We start from the raw sequence: 25,091 nt of genomic DNA, 5'->3' as shown, positions 1-25,091 counted from the left end.
CGACCGACGTCCGGCGATTATCCGCGATAGCGCGGATGCCCCTTGGCAACGCCGCCCGACAGTTCGGCGACCTTCGGGTACTTCTTCGCCACTTCCTCGGTATAGCCAAGGTTGAAGACCGTCGGGCTCTTTTCCGGGCGTTCCGAACGCTCGTAATGGGTGCCGAAAATCTTGTCCCAGAAGAAGTTGGTGATGCCGAAATTGCCATGTTCGTCATGGAAATGGTGCGCCATATGCTTGCGCTTCCATTCGACCAGCAGCTTGTTCTTGGGCTTGTAGGCCAGATGCTGGATGCAATGGCAGAATTCGTAAAAACAGGTGGTGAGCAGGCCCGTCGCCAGCGCGGCCATCGCCCCGCCGAATCCGCCAATCGCATAGCCGATCGGTGCTGTCGCGATCGCGATCGCGGGCAGGGTGGTGTGCAGCGCGCCGAACAGCACCTCGAGATGGTTCGGGTCCTGATGGTGATCGTAATGGATACGCTTCCACGTCGCGGCGAGCGGCGCGAACTTGAACATCCAGTTCGAATGAAGCACCCAGCGATGCAGCACATACCATACCAGCGGGTAGGCGATGACGGCGATACCGATCGACGCCAGTGTCGGAACAAGCGGCGCCGGGTTCCACACGAACAGGCCGATCGCGACGAAGGAAAGCGCGATATAGGCGATGATCGCCGGATACTGAAAATACGCGACGACCAGCTGCTTGAAGGTCATCTTGTCGAGATGGTGCGACTTCTTCCAGAAGCCCTGCTTCTCGGTGATCGCGTTCATCGGCCTAACTTCCTCAATCCATTCCTTTAACCGGACGATTCGTCCATATTGCCGGCTCTGCCCGCGCTTTGCGGCCAAAGTGCGACGGCGAAGGGGCTATTCCTCGGTCCGGATCAGCACCGCTTCGCCAATCAGGAAGAACAGCAGGAACGGTGCCCATGCCGCAAGAAACGGCGGATAGGCGCCAAGGTTGCCCATCGCCAGGGCGAAATTGTCCGCCACGAAATAGGTAAAGCCAAGCGCCATGCCAATGACCGCGCGGACGAACAATTTGCCCGACCGCGCGACGCCGAATGCCGCGACCGCAGCCAGCAGCGGCATGAGGACCGCCGACAATGGCCCGGACAGCTTGTGCCACAGCGCACCCTCCAGCGCCTTGGTCGGGCGGCCGGCTTCGGTCAGGTCGTCGATCGCTGCGGACAATTGTCCGAACGACAGGCCGTCGGGGTCGACATTCTGGAGCGTGAACTGGTCGGGCCGGACGCCGCCGGCGATCTTCAGCGACCCCAGCCGTTCGCGGATGCCGGTGGTGACCGTGAAGCGTTCGGCATTCTCGATCCGCCACGCGCCGTCTTCGCGCCAGCCGCTACTGGCGGTGACCAGCGCGCGCAACGTGCTGCCCTCGCGGGTGTAGACGGTGATGCCCCGCAGCCGCGTCGCCTCGCCCCGCCCGGCGACGCGTGCGGTCTGGATGAGGTTGTCGCCATCGCGGACCCAGACATTGGTCCGCTCGCCCCGGTCGACCGGCATCGGGCCGTAATCGACATTGTCCCAGACGGTCAGCGTCGCGGTCGCCCGCGCCACCACCCGGTCGTTGAACGCGAACGACAGCGCCGCCACGCCGAAGCTGGCCAGGATCAACGGGGCCAGCACCTGATGCGCCGACAGGCCGGCGGCCTTCAGGCTGATGATCTCGCTATTCTGGTTCAGCTGGGTCAGCGTCAGGATGGTGCCGAGCAGGACCGAGAAGGGCAGGAACCGCGCGATGATCTGCGGCGTGCGGAGCGAGACGTAGCGCAGAATCTCCGCCTGGCCGTTGCCAGGCACCGCGAGGATCTTGCCGCTTTCGCTGAGCAGGTCGAGCGCCTGCAGCACCAGCACCAGCGCGAACAGGATGGCGAAGGTGCGGACGAGGAACAGCCGCGCCATGTAGACGGCGACGGTCGAGGAGGGAAAGAAGGCGCGCATCACGCCGCCGCCTTGCGCCGGCCGGGCAGGTAACGGCCGATGAACTTGCCGATTTTCGCCGCGCCGCGTTCCAAGCCGCCGATCGGTTCGCCGCCGGGGACGCGCGCGATTACCCAATAGAGGCGGAACACCAGCGCGGTGAACAGCAGGAACGGACCCCACAGCGCGATGATCGGGTCGATCCGGCCGAGACCGCCGACCGCTTCGCCATATTCGTTGACCTTGTGATAGGTCACGATGATCACGATCGACAGGAAGACGCCGAGCGCCGAGGACGATCGTTTCGGCGGCACGCCCAGCGCCAGTGCGAGCATCGGCAGCAGGAACATCGTCGCCACCTCCGCCAGGCGGAAGTGGAAGTTCGCGCGTGCGCCGTCGCGATCCTCCTCGCTGACGTTCGGATTATGGCCGGTGATGGCGAGCTGCGGCAGCGTCTGCTCGAGGTCGCGGCCACCGCGCGGGCGGAAGCTACCGAATTTGGGCAGGTCGATCGGGAGGTCGTGCGCGGTGAAGGTCAGCGTGCGCGGCACGCGGAAATCGGGGGCGTTGTGGATCAGCGTGCCGTTGGTCAGGCGAAAGATGATCGTGTTGGGATCGTCGGTGCGCAGGAACTGGCCGCGCTCGGCGGTGACCGCCAGCCATTGGCCGTTGGGGCGGCTGGCCTGTACGAAGATGCCGCGCAGGTCGGCGCCCGAATTGCGGCTTTCCTCGATCCGGAGCGTCATGCGTTCGCCCAGCTTGGTGAACTCGCCGACCTTGATCGACGCGCCGAGCGCACCGGTGCGCAGTTCGAAGCGCAGCGCCTCGTAGTTATAGCGCGCCAGCGGCTGGACGAAGCCGACGATGGCGAGGTTCGCGGCCGCCAGCACCGTCGCATACATGAAGGGCACGCGCAGCAGCCGCCAATAGCTCATGCCGACGCCCAGCATCACGTCCAGCTCGGACGAGGTGGCGAGTTTGCGGAAGGCGAGCAGGATGCCGAGCATCAGCCCGATCGGGATGCCGAGCCCCAGATATTCGGGCAGCAGGTTGGCGAGCATCCGCCACACGACGCTGACCGGACCGCCTTCCGCCGCGACGAAATCGAACAGCCGCAGCATCCGGTCGAGGACGAGCAGCATCGCCGAGATCAACAGCGTCGAGAAGAGCGGCACCGCGATCAGCCGGGCCATGTAGCGATCGATCGATGGCATGGGGCAAGGCTATAGCGAAGGTAGCGCCATACGCCAGCCCCAAGCGATGCGGCAAAATCCTCCTCCTTACATGGGGAGGGGAACCATCCGCAGGATGGTGTAGGGGGTTTCCGCGTACGGGACGGTCGCGTTCGCGGCCATCCCCCTCCACCACTGCTTCGCGGCGGTCCCCTACCCACGGGGTGGGGAGGATTTAAATGACGCCGACCGCTTTTCCAGCCGCTTCGAACATGCCGAGGATCGTCTCGACCTGCTCCGCCGTATGTTCCGCACACAGCGAACAGCGCAACAGGAACGTGCCCGCAGGCGTCGCGGGCGGGCGGGCCATGTTCACGTACAGCCCGCCTTCAAGCAGCGCCTGCCACATCAGGACCGCCTGCTGCTGATCCTCCAGAATCACCGCGATGATTGCCGATTGCGGGGTGTCGGTGCCGAGCGTGAAGCCGAGGTCCTTCAGGCCGCCATGCAACCGCTTCGAATTGCGCCACAGATGCGCGCGCTTGTCGCCGGCATGCATCAGTTTGCGGATCGACGTCGCAGCGGTCGCCACGACCGAGGGCGGCAGCGACGCGGTGAAGACGTACGGACGGCACACCAGCCGCATCACGTCGAACTTCGGATGGTTCGACACGCAGAAGCCGCCGACCGTGCCGACCGATTTGGAGAAGGTGCCGACGACGAAATCGACGTCCTGCTCGACGCCTTGTTCCTCGTACACGCCGCGACCGTTGGGCCCAAAAAAGCCCATGCCATGCGCTTCGTCGACCAGCACCATGCAGCCATGCTTCTTGGCGACTGCGACCATTTCGGGCAGCGGGGCGACGTCGCCGAGCATCGAATAGACGCCCTCCAGCACGACCAGCTTGCCCGGTTCCTTGGGCAGGCGCCCCAGCCGCTTGTCGAGGTCCTCGACCGAATTGTGGCGGAACCGCACGATTTCGGCATTGCCGAGCGAGCAGCCGTCGTAGATCGACGCATGGCTGTCGGCGTCGAGGATGATGTATTCGCCCTTGCCCGCCAGCGTCGAGATGATGCCGAGGTTCGCCTGGTATCCGGTCGAGAACACCATGGCATGGTCGGTACCGTAGAACTCGCGCAGCGCCGCTTCGCAATCCTTGTGCGGGTCGTAGGTGCCGTTCAGCACTCGGCTGCCCGTGGTGCCCGATCCGTATTCGTCCAGCGCCTTCTTGCCCGCCGCCACGACGTCGGGGTCGAAGGTCATGCCCATGTAATTATAGGTGCCGAGCAGGATCGTGTCCTTGCCCCGGATCACCGCCTGGGTCGGCGACGTCACCTTGTCCATCACGATCGCGAACGGATCGCGCACGCCGGTAGCCAGCAACGCCTCGCGTTCGGCGATCAGCGCGTCGAACTTGCTGAACAGGTCGCGCTCCGGCGCGATCGCCGGCGGCGAATCGGGCAGGGCGTGGGGCGTGGCGGCGGCTTCGGTCATGATGTCGGTCTTTCGGGGGAGATCAGGCGGTCTTCAGCTTTTCGACGGCATCGGCCAGCTGACCGACGGTTTCGATATCCGCCTGCATGTTCATGGTGATGACGATGTCGAATTCGTCCTCCACCGCCGCGACGAAATCCATCACGGTCAGGCTGTCCCATTCGAGATCGCCGGCAAAGGTCGTCGCCTCGGTCAGTTCGGCACCCTTCTTGTTGAACGGTTCGATCAGGTTGGTGATCGTGGCGAAGGTGGCGGCGCGGTCGCTCATGCGGGTCTTTCCAAAAAACGGGCCAAAGTACGGGGTTGCGCGCGGCTATAGCAGACGATGCGCGCGATACCATGCCGCGGTGTCGGCGAGCCCACGCGCCGTGTCGATCCGTGGCTCCCACAGGCTGGGTGGCGGACGGCGGGCGGGGGAGGCGGTCCAATCGGGATGGGCAAGGTAGCGCGCCCGGTCTTCGGTCAGCTTGGCGGCAGACCCGCGGAATGTGCCGTCGAGCTTCGCGCCCAGTCGCAGCAGTTTTGCCGGCAGGTGCAGCGGCAGCACCTTGCGCCCCACCGCATCGCCGATCAGCCGGGCGAGATCGGCGTGGTGCATCGGGTTGCCGTCGTCGACCTCCAAGATCGTACGCGGTCCGTCGCTGTCGGCGAGCGTCAGCAGCAGCCGCGCGAGATCGTCGACCGCGACCAGCGCAACGCGTCCCGGCGGCGGCAACAGCGCCAGCCCCAGCTGCGCCATGCGGAACATGTCGCGCATCTCGGTATCGCCGGGGCCATAGACGCCGGTGGGGCGGACGATGGTCCAGTCGCGATCGCTCGCGGCGACCAGTTCCTCGCCCGCGCGCTTCGACGCGCCGTAGCGCGACAGCTGCGGCTCGCGCGCCGACAGCGAGGATACATGGACGAACCGCCGGACTCCTGCGTCTTGTGCAGCATCCAGCACCGCCTGCGTGCCGGTCACGTTGCCGGCGGTGAAGCCTGCGTCGTCGGCTGCGCTGACGACGCCCGCGACGTGCAGGACGACGTCGGCGCCGGTCATCAGTTCGCGCAAGGCGTCAGGCTTGTCTAGCGCGCCGCGCACCCAGCTGACATTGGGTTCGGCCGGTTGCGCGCGCCGGGTCAGCGCGCGGACGTGCCAGTCCTGCCCCACCGCTTGCGCGATCACGCGGCGCCCGACAAAGCCGGTGCCGCCGGTCAGTGCCATCGTCCTCACAGCAGGGCCATATGGCTGCGATGGACCAGTGCCGATCGCGGGGCATAGCCGAGCAGCTCGGACAGTTCGTCGCTGCGCCGGCCGACGATCCGCGCGGCATCGGCGGCGTCATATTCGGTCAGGCCACGGGCAACGACCCGGCCGCTGGCATCGACGATGCGGACCAGATCGCCGCGGGCGAAGTCGCCCTCGACCCCGATCGCGCCGGCGGGCAACAGGCTGCGCCCGGTCGCCAATGCGTGCGCGGCGCCGTCGTCGATGCGGATCGATCCGCGATCGGTCAGCCCGCCCGACAGCCACGCCTTGCGCGCGGGCGCGCTGCCGGCGGTTGCGAACACCGTGCCGTGGCCGGTGTCGCCGAAGCGGGCGAGCGGATGGTCGATGCGACCGGTGGCGATGGCGAGGTTCGCCCCGGCGCCGGTCGCGATCCTTGCCGCCTCGACCTTCGATACCATGCCGCCCGATCCCATGCCTGACGACGATTTGGTGTCGGCCATGCCGGCGACCGTCGCGTCGATCTGCGCGACATAGGGGATCAGTTTGGCGTGCGGGTTGCTGTGCGGGTTCGAATCGTACAGCCCGTCGATATCGGACAGCAGCACGACGCCGGTCGCACGCGCCGCTGCCCCGACACGCGCCGCCAGCCGGTCGTTGTCGCCGAAGCGGATTTCCTCGGTCGCGACGCTGTCATTCTCGTTGACGACCGGCACGACGCCCAGCTTGAGCAATCGCCCGAGCGTGGCCGAAACGTTGAGGTAGCGGCGGCGATCCTCGAGATCGTCGAGCGTTACGAGCAACTGTGCGGCGGTCAGACCGTGATGGCCGAGCAGCTCGGCCCAAATGCTCGACAATGCGATCTGTCCGGTGGCGGCGGCCGCCTGCGCGTCCTCGAGGCTCGCGCGGCCGCCCTTGGGCAGGCCCAGCCGGCGGGCGCCCAGTGCGATCGCGCCGGAGGATACGATGACGATCTGCTGTCCGGCGGCGAGGCGCACGGCGACGTCGGCGACGAGCGACGCGAGCCAGTCGCGGCGCGGCTGGCCATCGGGCGAAACGAGCAGCGCCGACCCGACCTTGACGACGAGACGGGGGCAGTTCGCCGCGCCAAACAAATCCTCCCCACCCCGTGGGGAGGGGGACCGCTGCGAAGCAGTGGTGGAGGGGGAGCGCCGCAAGCGCTCCGCCTGCGGCATCTCCCCTCCACCGTCCTTCGGACGGTCCCCCTCCCCATGATATGGGGAGGATCTTAGATCGGCGACCATTCGCGCGGTTCCTCGTCGTCGCCGGTGTCCTGCGCGTGCATCTCGAGCGGGCCGATCGCCTCGATCAGCCGGTCGAGCACCGCCTCCAGCCCCTGACCGGTCGCGCCCGACAGCGGCAGGACCTGCGCCCCGCTCTCCGCCTCCAGCTCGGCGATCAGCGCCTCGGTCAGTTCGTCGTCGAGCAGGTCGGCCTTGTTGAGCGCGATGACCTCGGGCTTGTCGGCGAGGTCGGCGCCGTACGCCTCCAACTCGCCACGCACGATGCGATAGGCGGCGACGGGATCGTCGGCATGGCTGTCGATCAGGTGCAGCAGCACCCGGCACCGCTCGATATGGCCGAGGAACCGGTCGCCGATCCCGGCACCGTCGGCGGCACCTTCGATCAAGCCGGGAATGTCCGCCACGACGAACTCGCGCTGCTTGTGGCTGACCACGCCCAGCTGCGGCCGGGTGGTGGTGAAGGCATAGGCGCCGACCTTCGCATTCGCATTGGTCACCGCGTTGATGAACGTCGACTTGCCGGCATTGGGCAACCCGACCAGCCCGGCATCGGCCAGCAGCTTCAGCCGCAGCCACACCCACGCCTCGTCGCCGGGCCAGCCGGTGCCGTGTTGGCGCGGGGCGCGGTTGGTCGAGGTCTTGTAGCTGGCATTGCCGCGCCCGCCGTCGCCGCCGCGCAGGAACACCTCGCGCTGGCCTGCACGGGTGAAGTCGGCGAGGACGGTTTCCTTGTCCTCCGACAGGACCTGCGTCCCCACCGGCACGCGGATGATCAGGTCGCGCCCGCCCGGACCGGTACGGTTCGACCCGGCGCCGCCGCTGCCACGCGGCGCGCGGAAGTGCTGGGTATAGCGGAAATCGATCAGCGTATTGAGGCCGGGGACCGCTTCGAAGATGATGTCGCCGCCTTTGCCGCCATTGCCGCCGTCGGGACCACCATATTCCATGAACTTTTCACGGCGAAAACTGACGGCGCCGGGGCCGCCCCCGCCCGAACGGACGAAGATCTTGGCTTGATCGAGAAAATGCATGGTGTTCGCTTAGTCGGAGTCGCCCCAAGGGGGAAGGGGCTTCTACAGCCGCCGGTACAGCACCAGCGCGTCGACCTCGCCCTGCGCGGGATGCTCGAACGCCCCGGGCAACCGCCCGACTTCCTCGAAGCCGAGCGACAGCCACAACCGTACGGCGCGCACGTTGGTCGCGATCACGAAGTTATATTGCATCGCCCGAAAGCCGGCGGCGCGGGCATGGTCGAGCGAATGCGCCGCCATCGCACGGGCGACGCCACGGCGGGATGCCGGTGCCGCAACGGCATAGCCGCAATTGGCGACGTGCCGCCCGCCGCCGGCCTTGTTCGCGCGACAGAAATAGCTGCCGACGACCGCGCCATCGATTTCCGCCACGAATACCGCATGGTCGGGCGCCGTCCAGAAGGCGAGGATTTGCTCAGGGGACAGGTCGCGGTCGAGCGCATAGGTTTCGCCCGCGCGGACGATCGGCAGCAGGAGGTCGACGATCGCCGCCGCATCTGCGCCCGTCGCCGGACGGATGTGCATCAATGGCCGTCCCGCGCAATTGTCAGGTGCCGCACCGCCAGTTCGCGCGCCTTGTCGCGGGGCAGGCGCAGCGCCTTCGCCATCGCGCCGCCGAGCAACGCATCGCCCAGCGCCATCAGCACCAGCTGCAACGTTTCCTCCGCCAGCGGCATCTCGCTCAACGCCTGCTCGCTGCCCAGCCGGTCGACCAGCGCGTGGATCGCGTCAAGGATCGGGTCGAGCGCATCGTCATTGCCCGACAGGATCATCCAGCTGGCCAGCGCCCCCGCACCCTCGCGGTCGAACGCGTCGAAGGTCAGGTCGACGATCTCGCGCGGGTCATGATCGCCGTCGCGCGCACGCAGCACCGCGGCACCGATCGTCGCGGTGATCGTGGTCGCCATCCGCTCGGCCAGCGCCTTTTGCAGCCCCGACGCCGATCCGAAATGGTGCAGCAGATTGGCATGAGTCCGCCCGATCCGCGTCGCCACGGCCTTCAGCGTCACCGCCTGCGGCCCCGCCTCGATCAACAGGTCGCGCGCGGCGTCCAGCGCGGCATCGCGCGATGCCTCGGGCGACAGGCGGCGGCGTACTATTGACATGAATGTAAGTAATCAGCAGGATGCATGCTATCAGTTGGAGCAGATTCATGGCGAAAGCAAAGACTCCCGACGATCTGACGATCACCCCGCGCGATGTCCGCTTCGGGCGCGACGGGTCGGTCCGGCGCTATTGGTTGAACGACGATCCGATCGCGACCGCGTTCTACAACGCGCTGTCGGTGACCTTTCCGAAGGGCGAGGGCTTCTTCATCGACAGTGTTCGGCAGTTTCGCGACGACGTGCCGCCGCGCCTCGCCGCCGAAATCCGGGCGTTCGTAAAGCAGGAGGCGATCCACACGCGCGAACATGTCGCGTTCAACCGCCACGTCACCGATCAGGGCTACGACACGTCCCGGCTGGAGGCGCGGGTCGACCATGAGTTGGCGATCACGCGGGGCAAGCCGCCGATCGCCAATCTGGCGGCGACGATGTGTCTCGAGCATTTCACCGCGATCCTCGCGCACGAACTCGTCGCGAACCCGCGGCATTTGGCCGGCGGGGACCAGGCCGCGGCCGATCTGTGGCGCTGGCACGCGATCGAGGAGATCGAGCATAAGGGCGTTGCCTACGACACCTGGCTGCACGCTACGCGGCACTGGAGCCGGTTCAAGCGCTGGCGGATCAAGACGTTGGTGATGCTGATCGTCACCGCGAAATTCTTTCGCGGGCGGACGGTCGGCATGCTCGACCTGCTGGCGCAGGACGGTTTGAAGGGCCCCCGCGTGCAATGGCGGCTGTTCGCCTATGCGTTCGGACGTCCCGGCATGGCGCGCAAGGTGATGGGCATGTGGCTCGGCTTCTTCCTGCCCGGCTTCCATCCGTGGAACCATGACGATCGCGCACTGATCGGGCTGGTCGACAGTGAGTTCGCCGCAGCGCGACTGGCCGGCGGCTGACCCCTTGCCCCGCCCGGTGTAGCGGGGCAGGGATGGTCTCCATGCGAACGGTATCCGAAGACGCGGCGGTCCGGCTCTATCACCTCGACGACGAGGGCGGGGTCGCCACGACCATCCTGTACGGCACGCTGGCCGAAGCGATGGCGGCCGCGGCCCGCGAGCCCGAGGAGATGCAGTCGGGCCTGTACCTCCAGACGAGCAGCGACGTGGTCGGCTATCTCGACCTGCTGGAGGGTTGACGGCCGATGGTTCGTCTGGTGCCGCATGATCCGGGCGCCGTATCGCCTGATGGTGCACCATATCGGATCGACCTCGATCCCCGGCATTCCGGCCAAGCCGATGCTGGACCTGCTCGGTGTTGCCGCAACGGAAGACGATCTCGACGGGATTACTTCAGGACTGGAACGGCTTGGCTATGTTGCGCGTGGCGCGTTCGGTCTGCCGGGGCGCCGCTATTTCATCCGTGATGGCGACGACAGCGGCGAACGCTTGGTCAACCTGCATTGCTGGGTTGCGGGTGATCCCGCGATCGACCGGCATCTGGCGTTTCGCGATCATCTGCGCAGCGATCCCGACCTCGCCCGCGACTATGCCGCACTGAAAGTCCGTTGCGCCGCCGATAACCCGGATGACCTTGGCGGCTATTGTGATTGCAAGGACGCGTGGATCAAGCGGGTCGAGGCGGACGCCGTACGGAAATACGCGTCCGCCTCGTAGACGGCTTACTGATAACCGCCCTCTTCCTCGCGTTCCTCGGCGGCTTCTTCCTGTACCTCTTCCATTTCTTCCTGCTCGGCGGGCGTTTCGGGGTCGGTCATGAGGCTTCCTCTCGCGCGGCAGCAGTGCCGCGCGGTATTAACTGGCCGGGAAGCCGAGCCGTTCCGACGCCGTCATGCCGCGATTCGAGTCTCGCCCCGCCACGCCGACAGGTCGATCGCATATTCGACCGAATCGACCGTCGCGTTCCGACCGGTCGAGAACACCGACAGCACCTCGCCGGTTGCCGTGAAGCCCAGCTTGCGCAGCACACTGCCCGATGCGGGATTGTCGACGAAGTGCCCGGCGACGACCTGTCGCACGCCCAGCGTACGTGCCAAGTCCAGCACCGCGCGCGCGGCCTCCACCGCATAGCCCCGTCCCCACGCCGCGGGCGTCAGCCAATAGCCGAGATTATGGGCATGATCGCGAAACGGGCCGAGCCCGATCCCCCCGACCAGATCGCAGCGACGGCCATCATGCGCGAAGATCAGGAAGCTGGGGCCGGGCGTCGCATAGCCGCGCTCGATCGATCCTTCCGCATCAGCTAGCGTGTACGGCCACGGTGCGCGCGACAGGTTGCGCACGACCGCTTCATGGCCGATCGCGGCGAGCAAGGCGGGCGCGTCGTCGGCCCAGCCGGGGCGCAGGGTCAGGCGTTCGGTACGGGCGAACATCAGCGTCTCTCCAATGCGCCGCGCCTCCGCGTCGGGGCGGGCAGGGGCCGGAGAGAGCAATAAAAAAAGGGAGCCGGGGTGACCCGCCTCCCTCTTGTTGGCTGGCTCCGTCGCCGGAACCCGGGTCACCCTGGTGGGCGACCCGTGTGGTAGCCCGTTATTCTGCGGCCTGGGCCTGCATCTCGACATACGCAAATTTGCGGCCGAGCTTGCCTTCCTTGAACGCCACGCGGCCGTCGACCAGCGCGAACAGGGTATGGTCCTTGCCCATGCCGACGTTCACGCCCGGGTAGAACTTGGTGCCCCGCTGACGCACGATAATGTTGCCTGCGACCACTTCCTGGCCACCGAACTTCTTCACGCCAAGGCGACGGCCGGCCGAGTCACGACCGTTGCGCGACGAACCGCCTGCTTTTTTATGTGCCATGGTTCAAACTCCTCGTATTCGCTCAGGCGCTTATGCGGCGGCGCTGTCGTCGGCGCGCTTGTCGCCGATCGCGGTGATCTTCAGGATGGTGTGCTGCTGGCGATGACCGTTCTTGCGACGGTAGTTGTGCCGGCGGCGCTTCTTGAAGACGATGACCTTCTCGCCCTTCGCCTGCGCGATGATTTCCGCCGAAACCGTCAGCCCTTCGACCGACTTCAGTTCCGAACCTTCGCCAGCAAGGAGCACGTCGCCGAGCGTCACGTTGCTGCCAGCTTCGCCATCGAGCTTCTCGACGACGATCTTGTCTCCTGCGGCAACGCGATACTGCTTGCCGCCCGTGCGCACGATTGCGAACATGGCCCTTGCTTCTTTCCCAAATGCATATGTCCGCGCGGAGATACCCCACGCGGCAAGTGGATTGTGACTAGGCAAGGTGACCCTGCCTGTCAATGCCGAACGAACGATTCGACCGAAAAGCGATGTTGCAGCGCGGCAACGGTGGCGTGACATTCGTGTGGCGGCAACCGATGGAGGCTTGCGTCAGAAAGTTGCCCAAGGGAGGTTCGGAGTGCAACGACGCCACTACCTGGTTGCGTCCGGGGGAGATTTTCATGCGTAAACCCGTTTTCGCGGCCTTGTTCTTGTCGAGTGCGTTGGTCGCGGTTCCAGCCTTCGCCCAGGTAGCGGCCGCGCCGCCCCCCGCTGACGAGGTCGCTGCCGGGGAAGAGATTCTGGTCGTCGGCACGCGTGCGCAGGGCCGCACCGTCGCCGAAAGCCCGGTGCCGGTCGACGTCATCACCGGCGATGCGCTGGTCAATGCCGGCTATACTGAAACCAACAAGCTGCTGAACCAGCTGGTCCCGTCATTCAACTTCCCGCAGCCGTCGATCACCGACGGCACCGACGTCGTCCGCCCGGCCACGCTGCGCGGCCTGTCGCCCGACCAGACGCTGGTGCTGGTCAACGGCAAGCGCCGCCACACGACCTCGCTGCTCAACGCCAACGGATCGGTCGGGCGCGGTTCGTCGGCGGTCGACCTCAACACCATCCCCAGCCTCGCGATCGAACGGATCGACGTGCTGCGCGACGGCGCGTCGTCGCAATATGGCTCGGATGCGATCGCCGGCGTCATCAACGTCCAGCTCAAGCGCCGCGAAGGCGGCCGGGCGACGATGACCTATGGCAAGTACGTCTCGTCGATGGAGGGCGTCCGCGAAGTATCGGGCGTCGCGCGTCAGGCGAACGGCCAGCCGCAGGTCCGCGCCGACGGCACCTATGTACTGGAGGAAACCGGCCGCGACCGTGAAGTGCGCGATGGCCGCACCGTCACCTTCGCCGCGAACATGGGCCTGCCGATGGGCGAAACCGCCTATCTCAACCTGACCGGCGAGTATCGCGATCGCGCGCCGACCGATCGCGCCGGCTATGATCCGCGCCGCCTCTACCCGCTGCTCGCCAACGGCAATGTCGATCCGCGCGAATTCAGCGCGAACCGCGTCAACCATCGCTATGGCGATGCGAAGACCACCGACTTTAACTTTTTCCTGAACGGCGGCGTCGATATCGGCGCGACGTCCGAACTCTATATCTTCGGCAGCTATGGCGTGCGCGATGGGGAAAGCGCCGCCTTCTTCCGCCGCGCATCGGGTCGCGACGCGAACAGTAATATTCAGGATTTGCGTAACTGCACCTTCACCGGCACGGTCTGCACGCCGTTCTACGCCGACGGCTTCCTGCCGCTCATCACCAGCCAGATGGAGGATTTCTCTGGCGCACTGGGCGTGAAGGGCGAAGTGGCCGGGTTCAAATACGACCTGTCCTATGTCTATGGCACCAACAGCTTCGATTTCCGGATCGAGAACAGCTACAACGCGTCGTTCGGCCCGCAATCGCAGCGGGCGTTCAACGCGGGGGGCACGCGGTTTGGGCAGCAGACCGTCAACCTCGACCTGCAGCGCGAGTTGAGTGTCGGCTTCCTGTCGTCGCTGTCGCTGGCACTGGGCGGCGAATATCGTAACGAGAATTACCGCATCGTCGCCGGCGAGCTTCAGAGCTATGCCGCCGGCCCGTTCGCGTTCAGCAACGGCGCGGCGGCCGGGTCGCAGGGCTTCCCGGGCTTCTCGCCGACCAGCGCGGTCGATACTTCGCGCGACAGCTTTGCGGGTTATGCCGAACTGGACGCGAAGGTCAGCGACGCGTTCAACGTCGTCGCCGCCGGCCGCTACGAACATTACAGCGACTTCGGCGATACGGTGAACGGCAAGCTCGCCGCACGCTTCGCGCCGGTCGAATGGGCGGCGGTGCGCGGGTCGATCTCGACCGGGTTCCGCGCGCCGAGCCTCGCGCAGCAGTTCTTCTCGTCGTTCGCCACGCAGAATATCGGCGGCACGCTGGTCGAGATCGGCACCTTCCGCGTCGGCGACCCGGTCGCCCGCGCGCTGGGATCGCGCCAGCTGGAGGCCGAAAAGTCGGTCAATATCGGGGGGGGCCTGACGCTCAGCCCGATCCGCGGGCTGACGCTGACCGCCGACTATTACAACATCAAGATCAACGACCGCATCATCCTGTCGGAAAATCTGCAGGGCGCGGCGGTCGTCGCGGTGCTGCGCGGTGCGGGGATTCAGGACATCACCTCGGCCCGCTTCTTCATCAACGGCATCGATACCCGTACGCAGGGCGTCGAGGTCGTCGGCACGTACCGCGTGCCCGATCTGGGCATCGGCAGCGTCACGCTGACCGCCGGCTACAACTACAACCAGACCGACATCACCGATCGCTCGACGCTGTCGTCGATCCCCGGCGTCACGCTGTTCGGGCGGCAGGAATCGCTGCGCCTGACCGACGGGCAGCCGCGGTCGAAGATCAATGCCGGGCTCGACTGGTCGCAGGGCATTTTCGGCGTGACCGCGCGTACCAACCGGTTCGGCAACACGCTGTCGCCGGGTGGTGCTGCGATCACCGATGTCGAGCTGGAACCGAAATGGCTCACCGACCTCGAAATCCGGGCGACGCCGGGGCAGTTCGAGCTGGCGATCGGCGCGAACAACCTGTTCGACGTCTATCCGACGCGCAACCCGATCCTCGGCGCGACGGCGATCAACAACTATTTCATCCCTTATTCGAGCTTCTCGCCGTTCGGGTTCAACGGGCGCTATCTGTACGCGCGCGCCGGCGTGAAGTTCTGATCGGCCGGGGCGGGCAGGGGGCTTTCCCTTCCCGCCCGCCACACGCCGGGTATTCCCCCACCGCAACGAAACGTCGCCCCAGCAAAGGTTGGAGCCTCACGCGGCTCTTGCCCCGTGCGATTACCGGGAGATCCCAGCCTTCGCTGGGATGACGTTCGTTGCAACCCGAGTGAACTATGCCCGCCCGTCGAGCCGAATGGTGCGGCCTTCCCGCGCGGAGCGATAGATCGCCTCGATGATCCGCATGTCGCGCAAACCCTCTTCGCCCGACACGATCGGCGTGCGGCCATTTGCGGCACATTGCGACATATGGTCGAGCTGCCCGGCGAACTGGGTCTTGCCCGGCCCCGGCGGCGGCGTCACGACCTGGTCACGACCATTTTTGCCGAGCCACATCTTCTGCCCGGAATAGCCGGTCGCGGGCTCCAGCTCGATCCGCCCCTTGTCACCCATCAGCAGGATATGGTTCTGGTTGGCGCTGTACATCGACTGGCAACTGCCGAGCGCCCCGGACGGAAATTCCAGCGTCCAGTCGATCATGTCCTCGACCTCGCGAAAGCGCGGATCGCGGCGGTTGGTCGATTCACGCGCGGTGACGGCGACCGGCTCCTCGCCGGTCATGTAGCGCGCCGCCTGCAAGCTGTAGATGCCCATGTCCATCAGCGACCCGCCGCCCGACAGCGCGCGCTTCAGCCGCCACGCGTTCGGATCGCCCGCGACGAAGCCATGTTCCGACCGGACATAGCGAATCTTCCCCGCCGCCCCGCTGCGCGCCAGTCGCATCGCCTCCAGATTATACGGCTCGAAATGGCAGCGATACCCGATCATCAACTGGCGGTCGGCCTTGCGCGATGCGGCGATCATCGCCTCGCATTCGGCGACCGAGATCGCCATCGGTTTCTCGCACAGCGCATGCTTGCCCGCCCGCGCCGCGCGGATCGAAAATTCGGCATGCATCGAATTGGGCAGGCAGACATAGACGATGTCGACCTCTGGATTGTCGCGGATGCGGTCGAAGTCGCGATAGGAATAGATCGAGCGGGCCGGCAGTTTGTGGTCGGCCGCGACCTTCGCCGCCTTGGCCGGATCGCCGCTGACCACCGCCGCCAACCGGCTATGGCGGCAATTGGCAAATTCGGGAATGATCCGCCCGAGCCCATAATTGCCCAGCCCGACAATGGCATAGCCCAGCGGTCGGTCGTCGGAGGCGAGTACCCGCGCGCTGGAGGCGAGCGAGAGCGCGGCGGCGCCCAGGATCAGGTCGCGGCGGGCAAGTTCCATGGCGGCGTCTCCGGCAGTTGCGGTAACAGGATGCCGTGGGGCGGCGCTACGTTCAAGCTATGTGGTTGATTCCACGCCTTCTGCCTCGACCGTCCCGTCGTCCGCCGCGCGCAACCGGCGCTGTTCGGTCAGCACCTGCCACCCGGTCAGGAACAGCGCGCCGGCGACCGGGCCGACGACGATACCGCTCAACCCCATCAGGTCGATCCCGCCCAGCGTCGTCACCAGCACCAGCCAGTCGGGCAGCCCGGTATCGCGCCCGACCAGCACCGGCCGCAGGATATTGTCGGCCAGACCGATCACCAGCACGCCCGACAGGATCACGACGACCCCCTGCCAGATCGCACCGGTCGCCAGCAGGTAGATCGCGACCGGCGTCCAGATCAGCGCCGGGCCGACCGCGGGCAGCAGCGCGACGATCGCCATCACCACCCCCCATAGCAGGGCGGCGGGCAGGCCGACGATCCAGAAGGTGATCGCGCCCAGTGCGCCCTGCACCAGTGCGACGACACCCGACCCCTTGATCGTGGCGCGAACCACCGCCACGAACTTGTCCGACAGCCGACGCGCGACCGCGGGTTCGAGCGGCAGCGCGCGGACGACCGACGGCCCGATGCGGTCGCCGTCGCGCAGCAGGAAGTAGGTGACGTACAGGCCGACGCCGAATGCCAGCAGGAATGCGGCGGCATTGGCGCCGATCGACAATGCGCTGCGGGCCAGCACGCTGGCGCTGGAGCCGACCGCCTGCGAAATCTTCGTCTGGGCGCGTTCGAAGCTGCCGAAGCCCGCGCTGTCGATCGCCCGCTGGATGCGGGACGGCAATGCGTTATGGACCTGTTCGAAATAGGTCGCGAAATTGATCTGTCCGGTGCGCAACTGTCCATAGACGCCCGCCGCCTGGTCGATGACCATGCTGGCGATGATCAGCGCCGGGATGACGACCGCGACGGTGATGATCAGCAGGGTCAGCGCCGCCACCAGGTTGCGCTGTCCCGGACGCCAGCGCAGCAGCCGCTGGAACAGGGGCTGGAACAGCAACGCCGCCAGTGCCGCCCATAGCAATGCGCCGACGAAGCTCGACACGACCAGCGTGAGCGCGATGGTGACAAGCGCGAGGAACAGGATGAATCCGCCGGATTCGACGCGCTGACGGACGATGGGCATGCTGGACAGCCTCGGTTTCGGAACGGGCCGGCGGGGCTGCCGGGCGGTTATCGTTGCGGGGGCGAAACGCCGCACGACGTTCTATGCTCCCTACCGCCGCGTCGATAGTCCGAATTACTTGGGCGATCAGTCCCGCCACGGCCCCCGGACCGCTAATCCGGTCGCTACCGATCCGTTGCGGGCAACCGGGCGATGCGCCGCGCCGCGCCAGTTCAGCAGATGCGCCGCCGCCAGCAGCACGGCACCGGACGAGGTCACGATCCGCTCGGCCGTCTCGCTATCGATCGCGAACGCCCCGATCCCGAGCAGGCCCAGCGCAACGGCTGCGAGCATCGCCGGTGCCGGCCGGCCATGTCGGGCATAGCCTGCCCCCAGCGCCAACAGACTGGTCGGCACGGCGATGGCGAACGCCACCGCGTGAAACGCCTCGGGCACGACCAGCATGGTCGCCAGGACGGGAATGGCGATCAGCAGCAACGGCAGGAGCAGGCAATGGATCAGGCACAGCAGCGATGCAGTGACGGCGAACCCGTCGAGCAGGCGCTGGCGCTTGTCGAGGACGGGCGGCTGGACGGCGTGAGGCGGGGCACTGGGCATGGCAGGACGACCTATAATGATATGTTGTATCATTGTAAGTGCGCAGATTGTCGCTGCAACCCCGCAGCGCAAAAGAATATGCGCGTTGCGACCAGAATCGAATGTAGGTGGCAGATCCGCAAGTGCCGCGACCGCGGATCGCGCTCGGCAGAACCATCGAAGGATGGTGACCCCTACGAGAATCGAACTCGTGTTTTCGCCGTGAGAGGGCGACGTCCTAACCGCTAGACGAAGGGGCCATTGGCGGGAGGGGCGCTCCTACGCCCCAAACAAAGTGTCGTCAAGCGCGTCGCTTGTACCGCCCGGCACTCGGGCAGGTTGCAAAACCGAACGTATACCGTTCAGCAAAATGAAACCTTTTATTTTGCCGTGCTTTGAAGGGCTCGAACCAAGTAATGCAGGGCGTTCCCAATGGCCAAGGCACTTCCCGTCATCCTGTCGCTGATCCCGCTGGCCGCCGTGATCGGGGCGTGCGTGACCTGTCCCTGACGGTCCGCGCCGACCGCTAATCACAGCCAAACGAAAAAGGCCGCCGGATCGCTCCGGCGGCCTTTCGCTTGGTCGAACGCGGCGGGGCTTCAGCCCTGCGCTTCTTCCTCGTTCGCGTCGTCGCGAGCGATGTCGCCCGGTTCGGCGTTGGGATCGTAATCCTCGGTGAAGCCGGCATCGTCACGCTCGAACATCGACGCCATGACGTCGACGCCCTGCGCCTGCATCTCGGCTTCTTCCGGCGAACGGGCGACGTTGACCTTGACGGTCACGGCGACTTCCGGGTGCAGCGAGACCTTCACCTCGTGCAGGCCGATCGCCTTGATCGGACGATCGAGCGCGATCTGCGACTTGTCGACCTTATGGCCGTCGGCGACCAGCGCGTCGACCAGATCGCGCACCGCGACCGAACCGTAGAGCTGACCGGTGTTCGACGACTGACGGATCAGCGTAACCGAAACGCCCTCGAGCGTCTTGGCCTCGGTCTCCGCGTCGGTGCGACGGGCGGCGTTGTCGGCGACGATCCGCTCGCGGTTCGCCTCGAACACCTTCTTGTTGGCTTCGTTGGCGCGCAGCGCCTTCTTGCGCGGCAGCAGGAAGTTGCGGGCGAACCCGTCCTTCACCTTCACCACGTCGCCGATGGCGCCGAGCTTCTCGACGCGTTCCAGCAGAATGACGTCCATGTCGGGCGCTCCTTACTTAACGATGTAGGGCAGCAGGCCCAGATGGCGGGCGCGCTTGATGGCCTGGGCCAGTTCGCGCTGCTTCTTCGCGCTCACCGAGGTGATGCGCGACGGGACGATCTTGCCGCGTTCGGACACGAAGCCCTGCAGCAGACGAACATCCTTATAGTCGATCCGGGGAGCATCCTTCGCGGAGAAGGGGCAGCTCTTGCGGCGGCGGAAAAACGGACGTGCCATGGGTGCTGCTCCTTACGCTTCGACTTCGGCCGACGGCTCGCGCTCGCGGCGCGGACCACGGTCGTCACGATCACGGCCACCACGACGGTCGCCACGCTCCGAACGCTCGCTCTTGCGCATCATCACGGTCGGACCTTCCTCGTGGCCGTCAACCTTGACGGTCATGAAGCGGATCACGTCTTCGTTGATCTGCGTCTGGCGCTCCAGCTCGGCAACGACGTCGCCCGGCGCGTCGATTTCGAGCATGACGTAATGCGCCTTGCGGTTCTTCGCGATGCGATAGGCGAGGCTGCGCAAGCCCCAGGTTTCGGTCTTGACGACCTTGCCGTTCATGTCCTGAACGATCTTGGTGGCGGTTTCCGCCAGCGCGTCCACCTGCGCCTGTGCCAGATCCTGGCGCGCAAGGAACACGTGCTCGTAGAGAGCCATATTCTTTCTCGTCTGTTGGCCGATCGCTGACGCCGCGCCTGTCGCGGAGCCCCTCCGGCTGTCGTCTTCAAATGCAGTCCGGGGCGACAGGACATGCCCGCCACCCCGGAGGTCGTCGCACTTACCCGAAACCGGGAAAGATGCAAGCTCAGTTCGCGATCGCGCCACCGATCACCGCGCCGATCACGCCGCTGGCGATCGCGATCAGCACCGCGTCGTTGCCCGAACGCACCCACTGATAGCCGCGCGGGGGTGCATAGACGCCGCGCTGGCGATAGGCACGATAGTCGATCTGGCGATAGTTCGGGGCGCGATTGCGGTCGAACCGCTGCCCGCGCTGCCACTTGGCGTAGCGCACCGGCTGTTGCCGGACGACGGTCTTGCGGACGTTCTGGCCGTGACGATTCTTCTCGACCACCACGGTCCGGCCGGGGCGCTCCTTGATAACGGTACGGCTTTGCGCCGATGCGGCCATCGGGGTCGCGAGCAGCGATGCGGTCATCGCGGCGAGGATCAGCTTCTTCATCTTGGGTCTCCTGTGTGTTGCCGTTGAGACCAAGATGGGGACCGGCTGTATCGCGGGTTTGTCAGGCGTGCGCCGAAATGGTCGCAGCGTGTCGCGACGCGCCCTCTTGCGTTCAGCTTGGGCAAACGACTACCCCGCGCGGCGTGGATTTGCAGGAGACGTCGGCGATGCGCGCATTCATCTTTCCGGGGCAGGGCAGTCAATCGGTCGGCATGGGTGCCGCACTGGCCGCGGCCAGCCCCCATGCCCGCGAAGTGTTCCAGGAGGTCGACGAGGCGCTGGGCCAGAACCTGTTCCGCCTGATGGCCGACGGCCCCGATGCCGAGCTGCTGCTGACCGAAAATGCGCAGCCGGCGATCATGGCGAACGCCATCGCGACGCTGCGCGTGCTGGAACGGGAGGGCGGTATCCGGCTGTCCGACAAGGCCGATTTCGTCGCGGGCCATTCGCTGGGCGAATATACCGCTTTGTGTGCGGCGGGCGCGCTCGACCTGTCGACCACCGCGCGGCTGCTGAAGCTGCGCGGGCAGGCGATGCAGGCGGCGGTGCCGGTGGGCGAGGGGGGGATGGCCGCCCTGCTCGGTGCCGACCTGACCAAGGCGCAGGCGCTGGCCGATGCGGCTGCCGAGGGCGAAGTCTGCACCGTCGCCAACGATAACGACCCGTCGCAGGTCGTGATCTCGGGCGCAAAGGCCGCGATCGACCGCGCGGTGCCGCTGGCCAAGGAAATGGGGATCAAGCGCGCGGTCGTGCTGCCGGTATCGGCGCCGTTCCACTGCCCGATGATGCAGCCCGCGGCCGACGCGATGGCCGCCGCGCTCGCCGATGTGGTGCTGTCGGCGCCGGTCGTGCCGGTCTACGCCAATGTCACCGCTGCTCCGGTCGCCGATCCCGAGGGGATCCGCGCACTGCTGGTCGAGCAGGTGACCGGCATGGTCCGGTGGCGGGAATCGGTGCTGGCGATGCAGGATGTGGGGGTCAGCGACTTCGTCGAGCTGGGCGGCAAGGTGCTGGGCGCAATGGTCAAGCGCATCGCCCCGGACGCGAACGCGACCAGCGTGGTGACGATGGCCGATATCGAGGTGTTGGTGGGGCGGTTGTAGGTTAAGGATTCGATTTCACGCGAAGGCGCGGAGGCACGAAGATGAGGGATCGTAAGGATGTCTGCCGCGACATCATCGACGTTGCACTGCGCCTGCACCGTGAATTGCGACCGGGGCTGCTTGAAAGCGTCTATGAGATGCTACTTGCCGGTCGGCTAGCCGCGATGGGGTATGACGTCGTTCGCCAACATCCGGTCGACGTAATGTTCGATGGCATTCGGTTTGACGCTGCGTTTCGGATCGACCTTATCGTCGATGGGATGATATTGGTCGAGGTCAAATCTGTCGAACGGCTGAGCGCCGTTCACGCAAAGCAACTGCTGACCTATCTCCGTCTTACTAAGCAGCCCATCGGGCTGCTTCTCAACTTCGGTGGCGAAACGCTCAAGGAGGGGCTGCGCCGGATCGTCAATGACTACCGCCCCTCCGCGTCTTCGCGCCTTCGCGTGAATCAAAATCAGGAAGACTGACCAATGTTCGACCTAACGGGAATGACCGCCCTAGTAACCGGCGCCAGCGGCGGCCTGGGTTCGGCGATTGCGAAGGGCCTCGCCGCGCAGGGCGCGCGCCTTGCACTGTCCGGCTCCAATGCCGCCAAGCTGGAGGCGTTCGCCGTTGAACTCGGCGGGGACCATGTGCCGCTCGTCTGCGACCTGTCCGACGGTGCCGCGGTCGATGCGCTGGTGCCGCAGGCGGTGGCCGCGCTCGGCAAGCTCGATATCCTCGTCAACAACGCCGGCGTCACCCGCGACAACCTCGCCATGCGGATGAAGGATGATGAGTGGGATCAGGTGATCCGCGTCAACCTGGAAGCCGCGTTCCGCCTGTGCCGTGCCGCCGCCAAGCCGATGATGAAGGCGCGCTTCGGCCGGATCGTGTCGATCACCTCTGTCGTCGGGCAGACCGGCAATCCGGGGCAGGCCAACTATGCCGCGTCGAAGGCCGGCCTGGTCGGCATGTCGAAGGCGCTGGCCGCCGAACTCGCCAGCCGGGGCATCACCGTCAACTGCGTCGCACCCGGCTTCATGGCCTCCGCGATGACCGATGTGCTGCCCGACGCGCAGAAAACCGCCCTGCTGGGCAAGATTCCGGCCGGGGCGTTGGGCACGGGCGGTGACGTCGCCGCCGCCGTCGCCTATCTCGCCAGTCGGGAGGCGGGTTACGTGACCGGCCAGACGATCCATGTGAACGGCGGGATGGCGATGATATGAGCATGATGCTGATGGCGGCGATGCTGGCCGCGGGCGATGCCAATGTCGTCAGGTGCGCCGTGGCGAAGCTGCCCAAGGGCGATCTGGCGAAGCTCCAGCAGGGGATGATCGTCGGCGTGCTGGAGGGCAAGAAGCCGACGCCCGCGACCGAGACTCTGGTCAAGACCACGCGCCGCCACGCTGCGACCTGCCACCCCGGTACGGGGAAGGCGGATACGCGCGCCGGCGACGTCGTCGTCACCAGCATTGCGGTCGAGGCGCTGGCATCGGGCCTGTCGGCCAAGGGCGTCGATCCGGTCGCGGTCAACCGCCGCCTCAGCCAGACGTCGCCCGCCGTCCTGAACGCCTTCCTCGCGCGCAAGCAGACGCCCGAGGTCGACGCGTTCATGCAAGGGATGATGGGGCTGGCGGGATCGAACAAGGCCGATACGCGGTTGCAGCGGTTGATGGGCGGCTATGCCTTCAACGCCGCCACGCTGGCCCGCTTGTTCGCCGCCAAGGGTTAATTTACGTCCGTACCCGCGCACTTGCGCAAGGAGCGGACGCGCTTTAGGGGCATTCAGGTAAGAAACACCCCGAATGTGAAGAGGGAATGCATATGAGCGAGACCGCCGAACGCGTTAAGAAGATCGTCGTCGAGCATCTCGGCGTCGAAGCGGAAAAGGTTACCGAAGACGCGAGCTTCATCGACGATCTGGGCGCCGACAGCCTCGACATCGTCGAGCTGGTCATGGCGTTCGAGGAAGAATTCGGCGTCGAGATCCCCGACGATGCCGCCGAGAAGATCACGACCGTCAAGGACGCGATCACCTATATCGACGAGCACAAGGGCTGATCCGGCCGGGGCGGCCCCGCCGCCCTGCCGACTGCCAGGATTTCACGGCCCCCCGTCCCGGCGAACAGCCATGGGCGGGGGGTCGTTCGTTACGTATCTGAACGGAGAGAATGCCATGCGCCGCGTAGTCGTGACCGGCCTCGGCCTCGTGACCCCGCTGGGTGCCGAGGTGGAAACCGCCTGGAAGAACCTGATCGCCGGCAAGTCGGGGGCGGGGCCGATCACGCATTTCGATGCGTCGAACCAGAAGTGCCAAATCGCGTGCGAGGTGAAGCCGGCGGACCATGAATATGGCTTCGATCCGAACAAGCGCGTCGACCACAAGGTTCAGCGACAGGTCGATCCGTTCATCGTCTATGGCATCGACGCCGCCGGACAGGCGCTCGAAGACGCCGGCCTGACCGACATGACCGAGGAACAGCGGCTGCGCGCCGGTGTCTCGATCGGATCGGGGATCGGTGGCCTGCCGGGGATCGAGATCGAATCGGTCAATCTGCACGAACGCGGTCCCGGCCGGGTCAGCCCGCATTTCGTCCATGGCCGCCTGATCAACCTGATCAGCGGGCAGGTGTCGATCAAGTACGGCCTGATGGGTCCGAACCACTCGGTCGTGACCGCATGTTCGACCGGCGCCCATTCGATCGGCGATGCGGCGCGGATGATCCGCGACGACGATGCCGACGTCATGCTGGCGGGCGGTGCCGAAAGCACGGTCAACCCGCTGGGCGTCGCCGGCTTCGCGCAGGCGCGTGCGCTCAACATGAGCATGAACGACCGCCCGACCGAGGCCAGCCGCCCCTATGACAAGGACCGCGACGGCTTCGTGATGGGCGAAGGCGCGGGCGTGGTCGTGCTCGAGGAATATGAGCACGCCAAGGCGCGCGGTGCGAAGATCTATGCCGAAGTCGTCGGCTACGGCCTGTCGGGTGATGCCTATCACGTCACCGCGCCGCACCCCGAGGGCAAGGGCGCCGAGAATGCAATGCGCATGGCGCTGCGCAAGGCGGGGATGGAGCCGTCGGACATCGACTATATCAACGCGCACGGCACCTCGACCATGGCCGACACGATCGAACTCGCTGCGGCCAAGCGTGTGTTCGGCGACGACCTGTCGGGTGCGTCGATGTCCAGCACCAAGTCGGCGATCGGCCATCTGCTGGGCGGCGCGGGTGCGGTGGAGAGTATCTTCTGCATCCTCGCGCTCCGCGACCAGATCGTGCCGCCGACGCTGAACCTCGACAATCCCGACGAGGGCACCGAGGGCGTCGACCTGGTCCCGCACGTCGCGAAGAAGCGGCCGGTGCGCGCGGTGTTGAACAACAGCTTCGGCTTCGGCGGCACCAACGCGTCGCTCGTCATGAAGGCGATCTGACCCC

The 25,091-nt window shown here is 66.1% G+C and carries 30 protein-coding genes and 1 tRNA gene; 10 read left to right on the top strand and 21 right to left on the bottom strand.

The features are described 5' to 3' along the window. Positions 1-17: 17 nt before the first annotated feature. From MF610_RS01880 to MF610_RS01835, 10 genes are all read right to left on the bottom strand, one after another. Positions 18-776: a sterol desaturase family protein gene (locus tag MF610_RS01880; protein ID WP_242192408.1), complete on the bottom strand. Its 759-nt coding sequence runs from the start codon at positions 774-776 to the stop codon at positions 18-20. A 96-nt stretch (positions 777-872) separates the two neighbouring features. Continuing rightward, positions 873-1,964: an LPS export ABC transporter permease LptG gene (lptG, locus tag MF610_RS01875; RefSeq protein ID WP_242192407.1), complete on the bottom strand. Its 1,092-nt coding sequence runs from the start codon at positions 1,962-1,964 to the stop codon at positions 873-875. Continuing rightward, complete coding sequence (gene lptF, locus MF610_RS01870; protein ID WP_242192406.1) at positions 1,964-3,157, bottom strand: LPS export ABC transporter permease LptF; 1,194 nt, start codon at positions 3,155-3,157, stop codon at positions 1,964-1,966. Before lptF ends, lptG begins: the two co-directional genes overlap by 1 nt. Before the next feature lie 193 nt (positions 3,158-3,350). Further along, positions 3,351-4,610, bottom strand: a complete 1,260-nt coding sequence (spt, locus tag MF610_RS01865; protein WP_242192405.1) for a serine palmitoyltransferase — start codon at positions 4,608-4,610, stop codon at positions 3,351-3,353. Positions 4,611-4,632: 22 nt separating this feature from the next. Continuing rightward, positions 4,633-4,878: an acyl carrier protein gene (locus MF610_RS01860; protein ID WP_242192404.1), complete on the bottom strand. Its 246-nt coding sequence runs from the start codon at positions 4,876-4,878 to the stop codon at positions 4,633-4,635. A 45-nt stretch (positions 4,879-4,923) separates the two neighbouring features. Continuing rightward, on the bottom strand, positions 4,924-5,814 hold the full coding sequence (locus MF610_RS01855; RefSeq protein ID WP_242193551.1) for an NAD-dependent epimerase/dehydratase family protein: 891 nt from the start codon (positions 5,812-5,814) through the stop codon (positions 4,924-4,926). A gap of 5 nt (positions 5,815-5,819) precedes the next feature. Then, positions 5,820-6,932, bottom strand: a complete 1,113-nt coding sequence (gene proB / locus MF610_RS01850) for a glutamate 5-kinase (protein ID WP_242192403.1) — start codon at positions 6,930-6,932, stop codon at positions 5,820-5,822. 134 nt (positions 6,933-7,066) lie between these two features. Beyond that, on the bottom strand, positions 7,067-8,113 hold the full coding sequence (gene obgE / locus MF610_RS01845; protein WP_242192402.1) for a GTPase ObgE: 1,047 nt from the start codon (positions 8,111-8,113) through the stop codon (positions 7,067-7,069). A gap of 42 nt (positions 8,114-8,155) precedes the next feature. Next, a complete protein-coding gene (locus tag MF610_RS01840; RefSeq protein WP_242192401.1) occupies positions 8,156-8,638 on the bottom strand; it encodes a GNAT family N-acetyltransferase in 483 nt (160 codons plus the stop codon). Then, positions 8,638-9,219, bottom strand: coding sequence for a TetR/AcrR family transcriptional regulator (locus tag MF610_RS01835; protein WP_242192400.1), 582 nt, complete (start codon positions 9,217-9,219; stop codon positions 8,638-8,640). Before MF610_RS01835 ends, MF610_RS01840 begins: the two co-directional genes overlap by 1 nt. A 47-nt stretch (positions 9,220-9,266) precedes the next feature. Here MF610_RS01835 and MF610_RS01830 point away from each other — a divergent pair, with 47 nt between their 5' ends. From MF610_RS01830 to MF610_RS01820, 3 genes are read left to right on the top strand one after another with little or no spacing between them, the layout of a single operon-like run. Then, positions 9,267-10,115, top strand: a complete 849-nt coding sequence (locus MF610_RS01830) for a metal-dependent hydrolase (protein WP_242192399.1) — start codon at positions 9,267-9,269, stop codon at positions 10,113-10,115. Positions 10,116-10,156: 41 nt separating this feature from the next. After that, complete coding sequence (locus tag MF610_RS01825; RefSeq protein WP_242192398.1) at positions 10,157-10,354, top strand: hypothetical protein; 198 nt, start codon at positions 10,157-10,159, stop codon at positions 10,352-10,354. A 25-nt stretch (positions 10,355-10,379) separates the two neighbouring features. Further along, positions 10,380-10,832 carry a GrpB family protein gene (locus MF610_RS01820; protein WP_242192397.1) on the top strand — a complete coding sequence of 151 codons (453 nt, stop codon included), beginning with the start codon at positions 10,380-10,382 and terminating at the stop codon, positions 10,830-10,832. A 173-nt stretch (positions 10,833-11,005) separates the two neighbouring features. Here MF610_RS01820 and MF610_RS01815 read toward each other — a convergent pair whose 3' ends face one another. From MF610_RS01815 to rplU, 3 genes are all read right to left on the bottom strand, one after another. Then, the gene (locus MF610_RS01815) at positions 11,006-11,548 is read right to left on the bottom strand and encodes a GNAT family N-acetyltransferase (protein ID WP_242192396.1); all 543 of its coding nucleotides are present in this window, start codon (positions 11,546-11,548) and stop codon (positions 11,006-11,008) included. 157 nt (positions 11,549-11,705) lie between these two features. Continuing rightward, positions 11,706-11,975: a 50S ribosomal protein L27 gene (gene rpmA / locus MF610_RS01810; RefSeq protein ID WP_055755412.1), complete on the bottom strand. Its 270-nt coding sequence runs from the start codon at positions 11,973-11,975 to the stop codon at positions 11,706-11,708. Between the two features lie 30 nt (positions 11,976-12,005). After that, positions 12,006-12,332: a 50S ribosomal protein L21 gene (gene rplU / locus MF610_RS01805; RefSeq protein ID WP_055785208.1), complete on the bottom strand. Its 327-nt coding sequence runs from the start codon at positions 12,330-12,332 to the stop codon at positions 12,006-12,008. A 254-nt stretch (positions 12,333-12,586) separates the two neighbouring features. On the opposite strand from rplU, the gene MF610_RS01800 reads away from it, so the two are divergent. Next, positions 12,587-15,160, top strand: a complete 2,574-nt coding sequence (locus MF610_RS01800; protein ID WP_242192395.1) for a TonB-dependent receptor plug domain-containing protein — start codon at positions 12,587-12,589, stop codon at positions 15,158-15,160. A gap of 174 nt (positions 15,161-15,334) precedes the next feature. Here the strand turns inward: MF610_RS01800 and MF610_RS01795 are convergent, their stop codons facing one another. From MF610_RS01795 to MF610_RS01760, 8 genes are all read right to left on the bottom strand, one after another. Further along, on the bottom strand, positions 15,335-16,441 hold the full coding sequence (locus MF610_RS01795) for a Gfo/Idh/MocA family protein (RefSeq protein ID WP_242192394.1): 1,107 nt from the start codon (positions 16,439-16,441) through the stop codon (positions 15,335-15,337). A 57-nt stretch (positions 16,442-16,498) separates the two neighbouring features. Continuing rightward, complete coding sequence (locus MF610_RS01790; RefSeq protein WP_242192393.1) at positions 16,499-17,605, bottom strand: AI-2E family transporter; 1,107 nt, start codon at positions 17,603-17,605, stop codon at positions 16,499-16,501. 126 nt (positions 17,606-17,731) lie between these two features. After that, positions 17,732-18,202 carry a MerC domain-containing protein gene (locus MF610_RS01785; protein WP_242192392.1) on the bottom strand — a complete coding sequence of 157 codons (471 nt, stop codon included), beginning with the start codon at positions 18,200-18,202 and terminating at the stop codon, positions 17,732-17,734. Between the two features lie 164 nt (positions 18,203-18,366). Beyond that, positions 18,367-18,441 (bottom strand) — tRNA-Glu (locus MF610_RS01780). Between the two features lie 339 nt (positions 18,442-18,780). Further along, complete coding sequence (gene rplI / locus MF610_RS01775) at positions 18,781-19,374, bottom strand: 50S ribosomal protein L9 (protein WP_242192391.1); 594 nt, start codon at positions 19,372-19,374, stop codon at positions 18,781-18,783. 12 nt (positions 19,375-19,386) lie between these two features. Beyond that, the gene (gene rpsR / locus MF610_RS01770) at positions 19,387-19,611 is read right to left on the bottom strand and encodes a 30S ribosomal protein S18 (RefSeq protein WP_010543816.1); all 225 of its coding nucleotides are present in this window, start codon (positions 19,609-19,611) and stop codon (positions 19,387-19,389) included. Between the two features lie 12 nt (positions 19,612-19,623). Then, positions 19,624-20,040 carry a 30S ribosomal protein S6 gene (rpsF, locus tag MF610_RS01765; RefSeq protein WP_055761007.1) on the bottom strand — a complete coding sequence of 139 codons (417 nt, stop codon included), beginning with the start codon at positions 20,038-20,040 and terminating at the stop codon, positions 19,624-19,626. A gap of 148 nt (positions 20,041-20,188) precedes the next feature. Next, positions 20,189-20,566 carry an RcnB family protein gene (locus MF610_RS01760; protein ID WP_242192390.1) on the bottom strand — a complete coding sequence of 126 codons (378 nt, stop codon included), beginning with the start codon at positions 20,564-20,566 and terminating at the stop codon, positions 20,189-20,191. A gap of 167 nt (positions 20,567-20,733) precedes the next feature. Here MF610_RS01760 and fabD point away from each other — a divergent pair, with 167 nt between their 5' ends. The 6 genes from fabD to fabF all read left to right on the top strand — a co-directional run bounded on the left by fabD (position 20,734) and on the right by fabF (position 25,087). Further along, positions 20,734-21,669: an ACP S-malonyltransferase gene (fabD, locus tag MF610_RS01755; protein ID WP_242192389.1), complete on the top strand. Its 936-nt coding sequence runs from the start codon at positions 20,734-20,736 to the stop codon at positions 21,667-21,669. Positions 21,670-21,710: 41 nt separating this feature from the next. After that, the gene (locus tag MF610_RS01750) at positions 21,711-22,139 is read left to right on the top strand and encodes a GxxExxY protein (RefSeq protein WP_242192388.1); all 429 of its coding nucleotides are present in this window, start codon (positions 21,711-21,713) and stop codon (positions 22,137-22,139) included. A gap of 3 nt (positions 22,140-22,142) precedes the next feature. Next, on the top strand, positions 22,143-22,880 hold the full coding sequence (gene fabG, locus MF610_RS01745) for a 3-oxoacyl-[acyl-carrier-protein] reductase (RefSeq protein WP_242192387.1): 738 nt from the start codon (positions 22,143-22,145) through the stop codon (positions 22,878-22,880). After that, complete coding sequence (locus tag MF610_RS01740) at positions 22,877-23,386, top strand: hypothetical protein (RefSeq protein ID WP_242192386.1); 510 nt, start codon at positions 22,877-22,879, stop codon at positions 23,384-23,386. The genes fabG and MF610_RS01740 overlap by 4 nt, the downstream gene beginning before the upstream one ends. 92 nt (positions 23,387-23,478) lie before the next feature. Further along, a complete protein-coding gene (locus MF610_RS01735; protein ID WP_055760552.1) occupies positions 23,479-23,715 on the top strand; it encodes an acyl carrier protein in 237 nt (78 codons plus the stop codon). A 115-nt stretch (positions 23,716-23,830) separates the two neighbouring features. Then, positions 23,831-25,087, top strand: a complete 1,257-nt coding sequence (fabF, locus tag MF610_RS01730) for a beta-ketoacyl-ACP synthase II (protein ID WP_242192385.1) — start codon at positions 23,831-23,833, stop codon at positions 25,085-25,087. Positions 25,088-25,091 lie beyond the last annotated feature (4 nt).

The organism is Sphingomonas hankookensis (genome assembly GCF_022664465.1).
GTDB lineage: Bacteria > Pseudomonadota > Alphaproteobacteria > Sphingomonadales > Sphingomonadaceae > Sphingomonas > Sphingomonas hankookensis.
The sequence above is the reverse complement of the archived record's forward strand: the minus strand, read 5'-3'. Positions and strand labels throughout refer to the sequence as shown.

Excerpts from the sequence above, each read along its gene's own strand:
- MF610_RS01880 (WP_242192408.1), bottom strand. The coding sequence starts at position 776 with ATGAACGCGATCACCGAGAAGCAGGGCTTCTGGAAGAAGTCGCACCAT.
- lptG (WP_242192407.1), bottom strand. The coding sequence starts at position 1,964 with ATGCGCGCCTTCTTTCCCTCCTCGACCGTCGCCGTCTACATGGCGCGG.
- lptF (WP_242192406.1), bottom strand. The coding sequence starts at position 3,157 with ATGCCATCGATCGATCGCTACATGGCCCGGCTGATCGCGGTGCCGCTC.
- spt (WP_242192405.1), bottom strand. The coding sequence starts at position 4,610 with ATGACCGAAGCCGCCGCCACGCCCCACGCCCTGCCCGATTCGCCGCCG.
- MF610_RS01860 (WP_242192404.1), bottom strand. The coding sequence starts at position 4,878 with ATGAGCGACCGCGCCGCCACCTTCGCCACGATCACCAACCTGATCGAA.
- MF610_RS01855 (WP_242193551.1), bottom strand. The coding sequence starts at position 5,814 with ATGGCACTGACCGGCGGCACCGGCTTTGTCGGGCGCCGCGTGATCGCG.
- obgE (WP_242192402.1), bottom strand. The coding sequence starts at position 8,113 with ATGCATTTTCTCGATCAAGCCAAGATCTTCGTCCGTTCGGGCGGGGGC.
- MF610_RS01840 (WP_242192401.1), bottom strand. The coding sequence starts at position 8,638 with ATGCACATCCGTCCGGCGACGGGCGCAGATGCGGCGGCGATCGTCGAC.
- MF610_RS01835 (WP_242192400.1), bottom strand. The coding sequence starts at position 9,219 with ATGTCAATAGTACGCCGCCGCCTGTCGCCCGAGGCATCGCGCGATGCC.
- MF610_RS01830 (WP_242192399.1), top strand. The coding sequence starts at position 9,267 with ATGGCGAAAGCAAAGACTCCCGACGATCTGACGATCACCCCGCGCGAT.
- MF610_RS01825 (WP_242192398.1), top strand. The coding sequence starts at position 10,157 with ATGCGAACGGTATCCGAAGACGCGGCGGTCCGGCTCTATCACCTCGAC.
- MF610_RS01820 (WP_242192397.1), top strand. The coding sequence starts at position 10,380 with ATGATCCGGGCGCCGTATCGCCTGATGGTGCACCATATCGGATCGACC.
- MF610_RS01815 (WP_242192396.1), bottom strand. The coding sequence starts at position 11,548 with ATGTTCGCCCGTACCGAACGCCTGACCCTGCGCCCCGGCTGGGCCGAC.
- rpmA (WP_055755412.1), bottom strand. The coding sequence starts at position 11,975 with ATGGCACATAAAAAAGCAGGCGGTTCGTCGCGCAACGGTCGTGACTCG.
- rplU (WP_055785208.1), bottom strand. The coding sequence starts at position 12,332 with ATGTTCGCAATCGTGCGCACGGGCGGCAAGCAGTATCGCGTTGCCGCA.
- MF610_RS01800 (WP_242192395.1), top strand. The coding sequence starts at position 12,587 with ATGCGTAAACCCGTTTTCGCGGCCTTGTTCTTGTCGAGTGCGTTGGTC.
- MF610_RS01795 (WP_242192394.1), bottom strand. The coding sequence starts at position 16,441 with ATGGAACTTGCCCGCCGCGACCTGATCCTGGGCGCCGCCGCGCTCTCG.
- MF610_RS01790 (WP_242192393.1), bottom strand. The coding sequence starts at position 17,605 with ATGCCCATCGTCCGTCAGCGCGTCGAATCCGGCGGATTCATCCTGTTC.
- MF610_RS01785 (WP_242192392.1), bottom strand. The coding sequence starts at position 18,202 with ATGCCCAGTGCCCCGCCTCACGCCGTCCAGCCGCCCGTCCTCGACAAG.
- rplI (WP_242192391.1), bottom strand. The coding sequence starts at position 19,374 with ATGGACGTCATTCTGCTGGAACGCGTCGAGAAGCTCGGCGCCATCGGC.
- rpsR (WP_010543816.1), bottom strand. The coding sequence starts at position 19,611 with ATGGCACGTCCGTTTTTCCGCCGCCGCAAGAGCTGCCCCTTCTCCGCG.
- rpsF (WP_055761007.1), bottom strand. The coding sequence starts at position 20,040 with ATGGCTCTCTACGAGCACGTGTTCCTTGCGCGCCAGGATCTGGCACAG.
- MF610_RS01760 (WP_242192390.1), bottom strand. The coding sequence starts at position 20,566 with ATGAAGAAGCTGATCCTCGCCGCGATGACCGCATCGCTGCTCGCGACC.
- fabD (WP_242192389.1), top strand. The coding sequence starts at position 20,734 with ATGCGCGCATTCATCTTTCCGGGGCAGGGCAGTCAATCGGTCGGCATG.
- MF610_RS01750 (WP_242192388.1), top strand. The coding sequence starts at position 21,711 with ATGAGGGATCGTAAGGATGTCTGCCGCGACATCATCGACGTTGCACTG.
- fabG (WP_242192387.1), top strand. The coding sequence starts at position 22,143 with ATGTTCGACCTAACGGGAATGACCGCCCTAGTAACCGGCGCCAGCGGC.
- MF610_RS01740 (WP_242192386.1), top strand. The coding sequence starts at position 22,877 with ATGAGCATGATGCTGATGGCGGCGATGCTGGCCGCGGGCGATGCCAAT.
- MF610_RS01735 (WP_055760552.1), top strand. The coding sequence starts at position 23,479 with ATGAGCGAGACCGCCGAACGCGTTAAGAAGATCGTCGTCGAGCATCTC.
- fabF (WP_242192385.1), top strand. The coding sequence starts at position 23,831 with ATGCGCCGCGTAGTCGTGACCGGCCTCGGCCTCGTGACCCCGCTGGGT.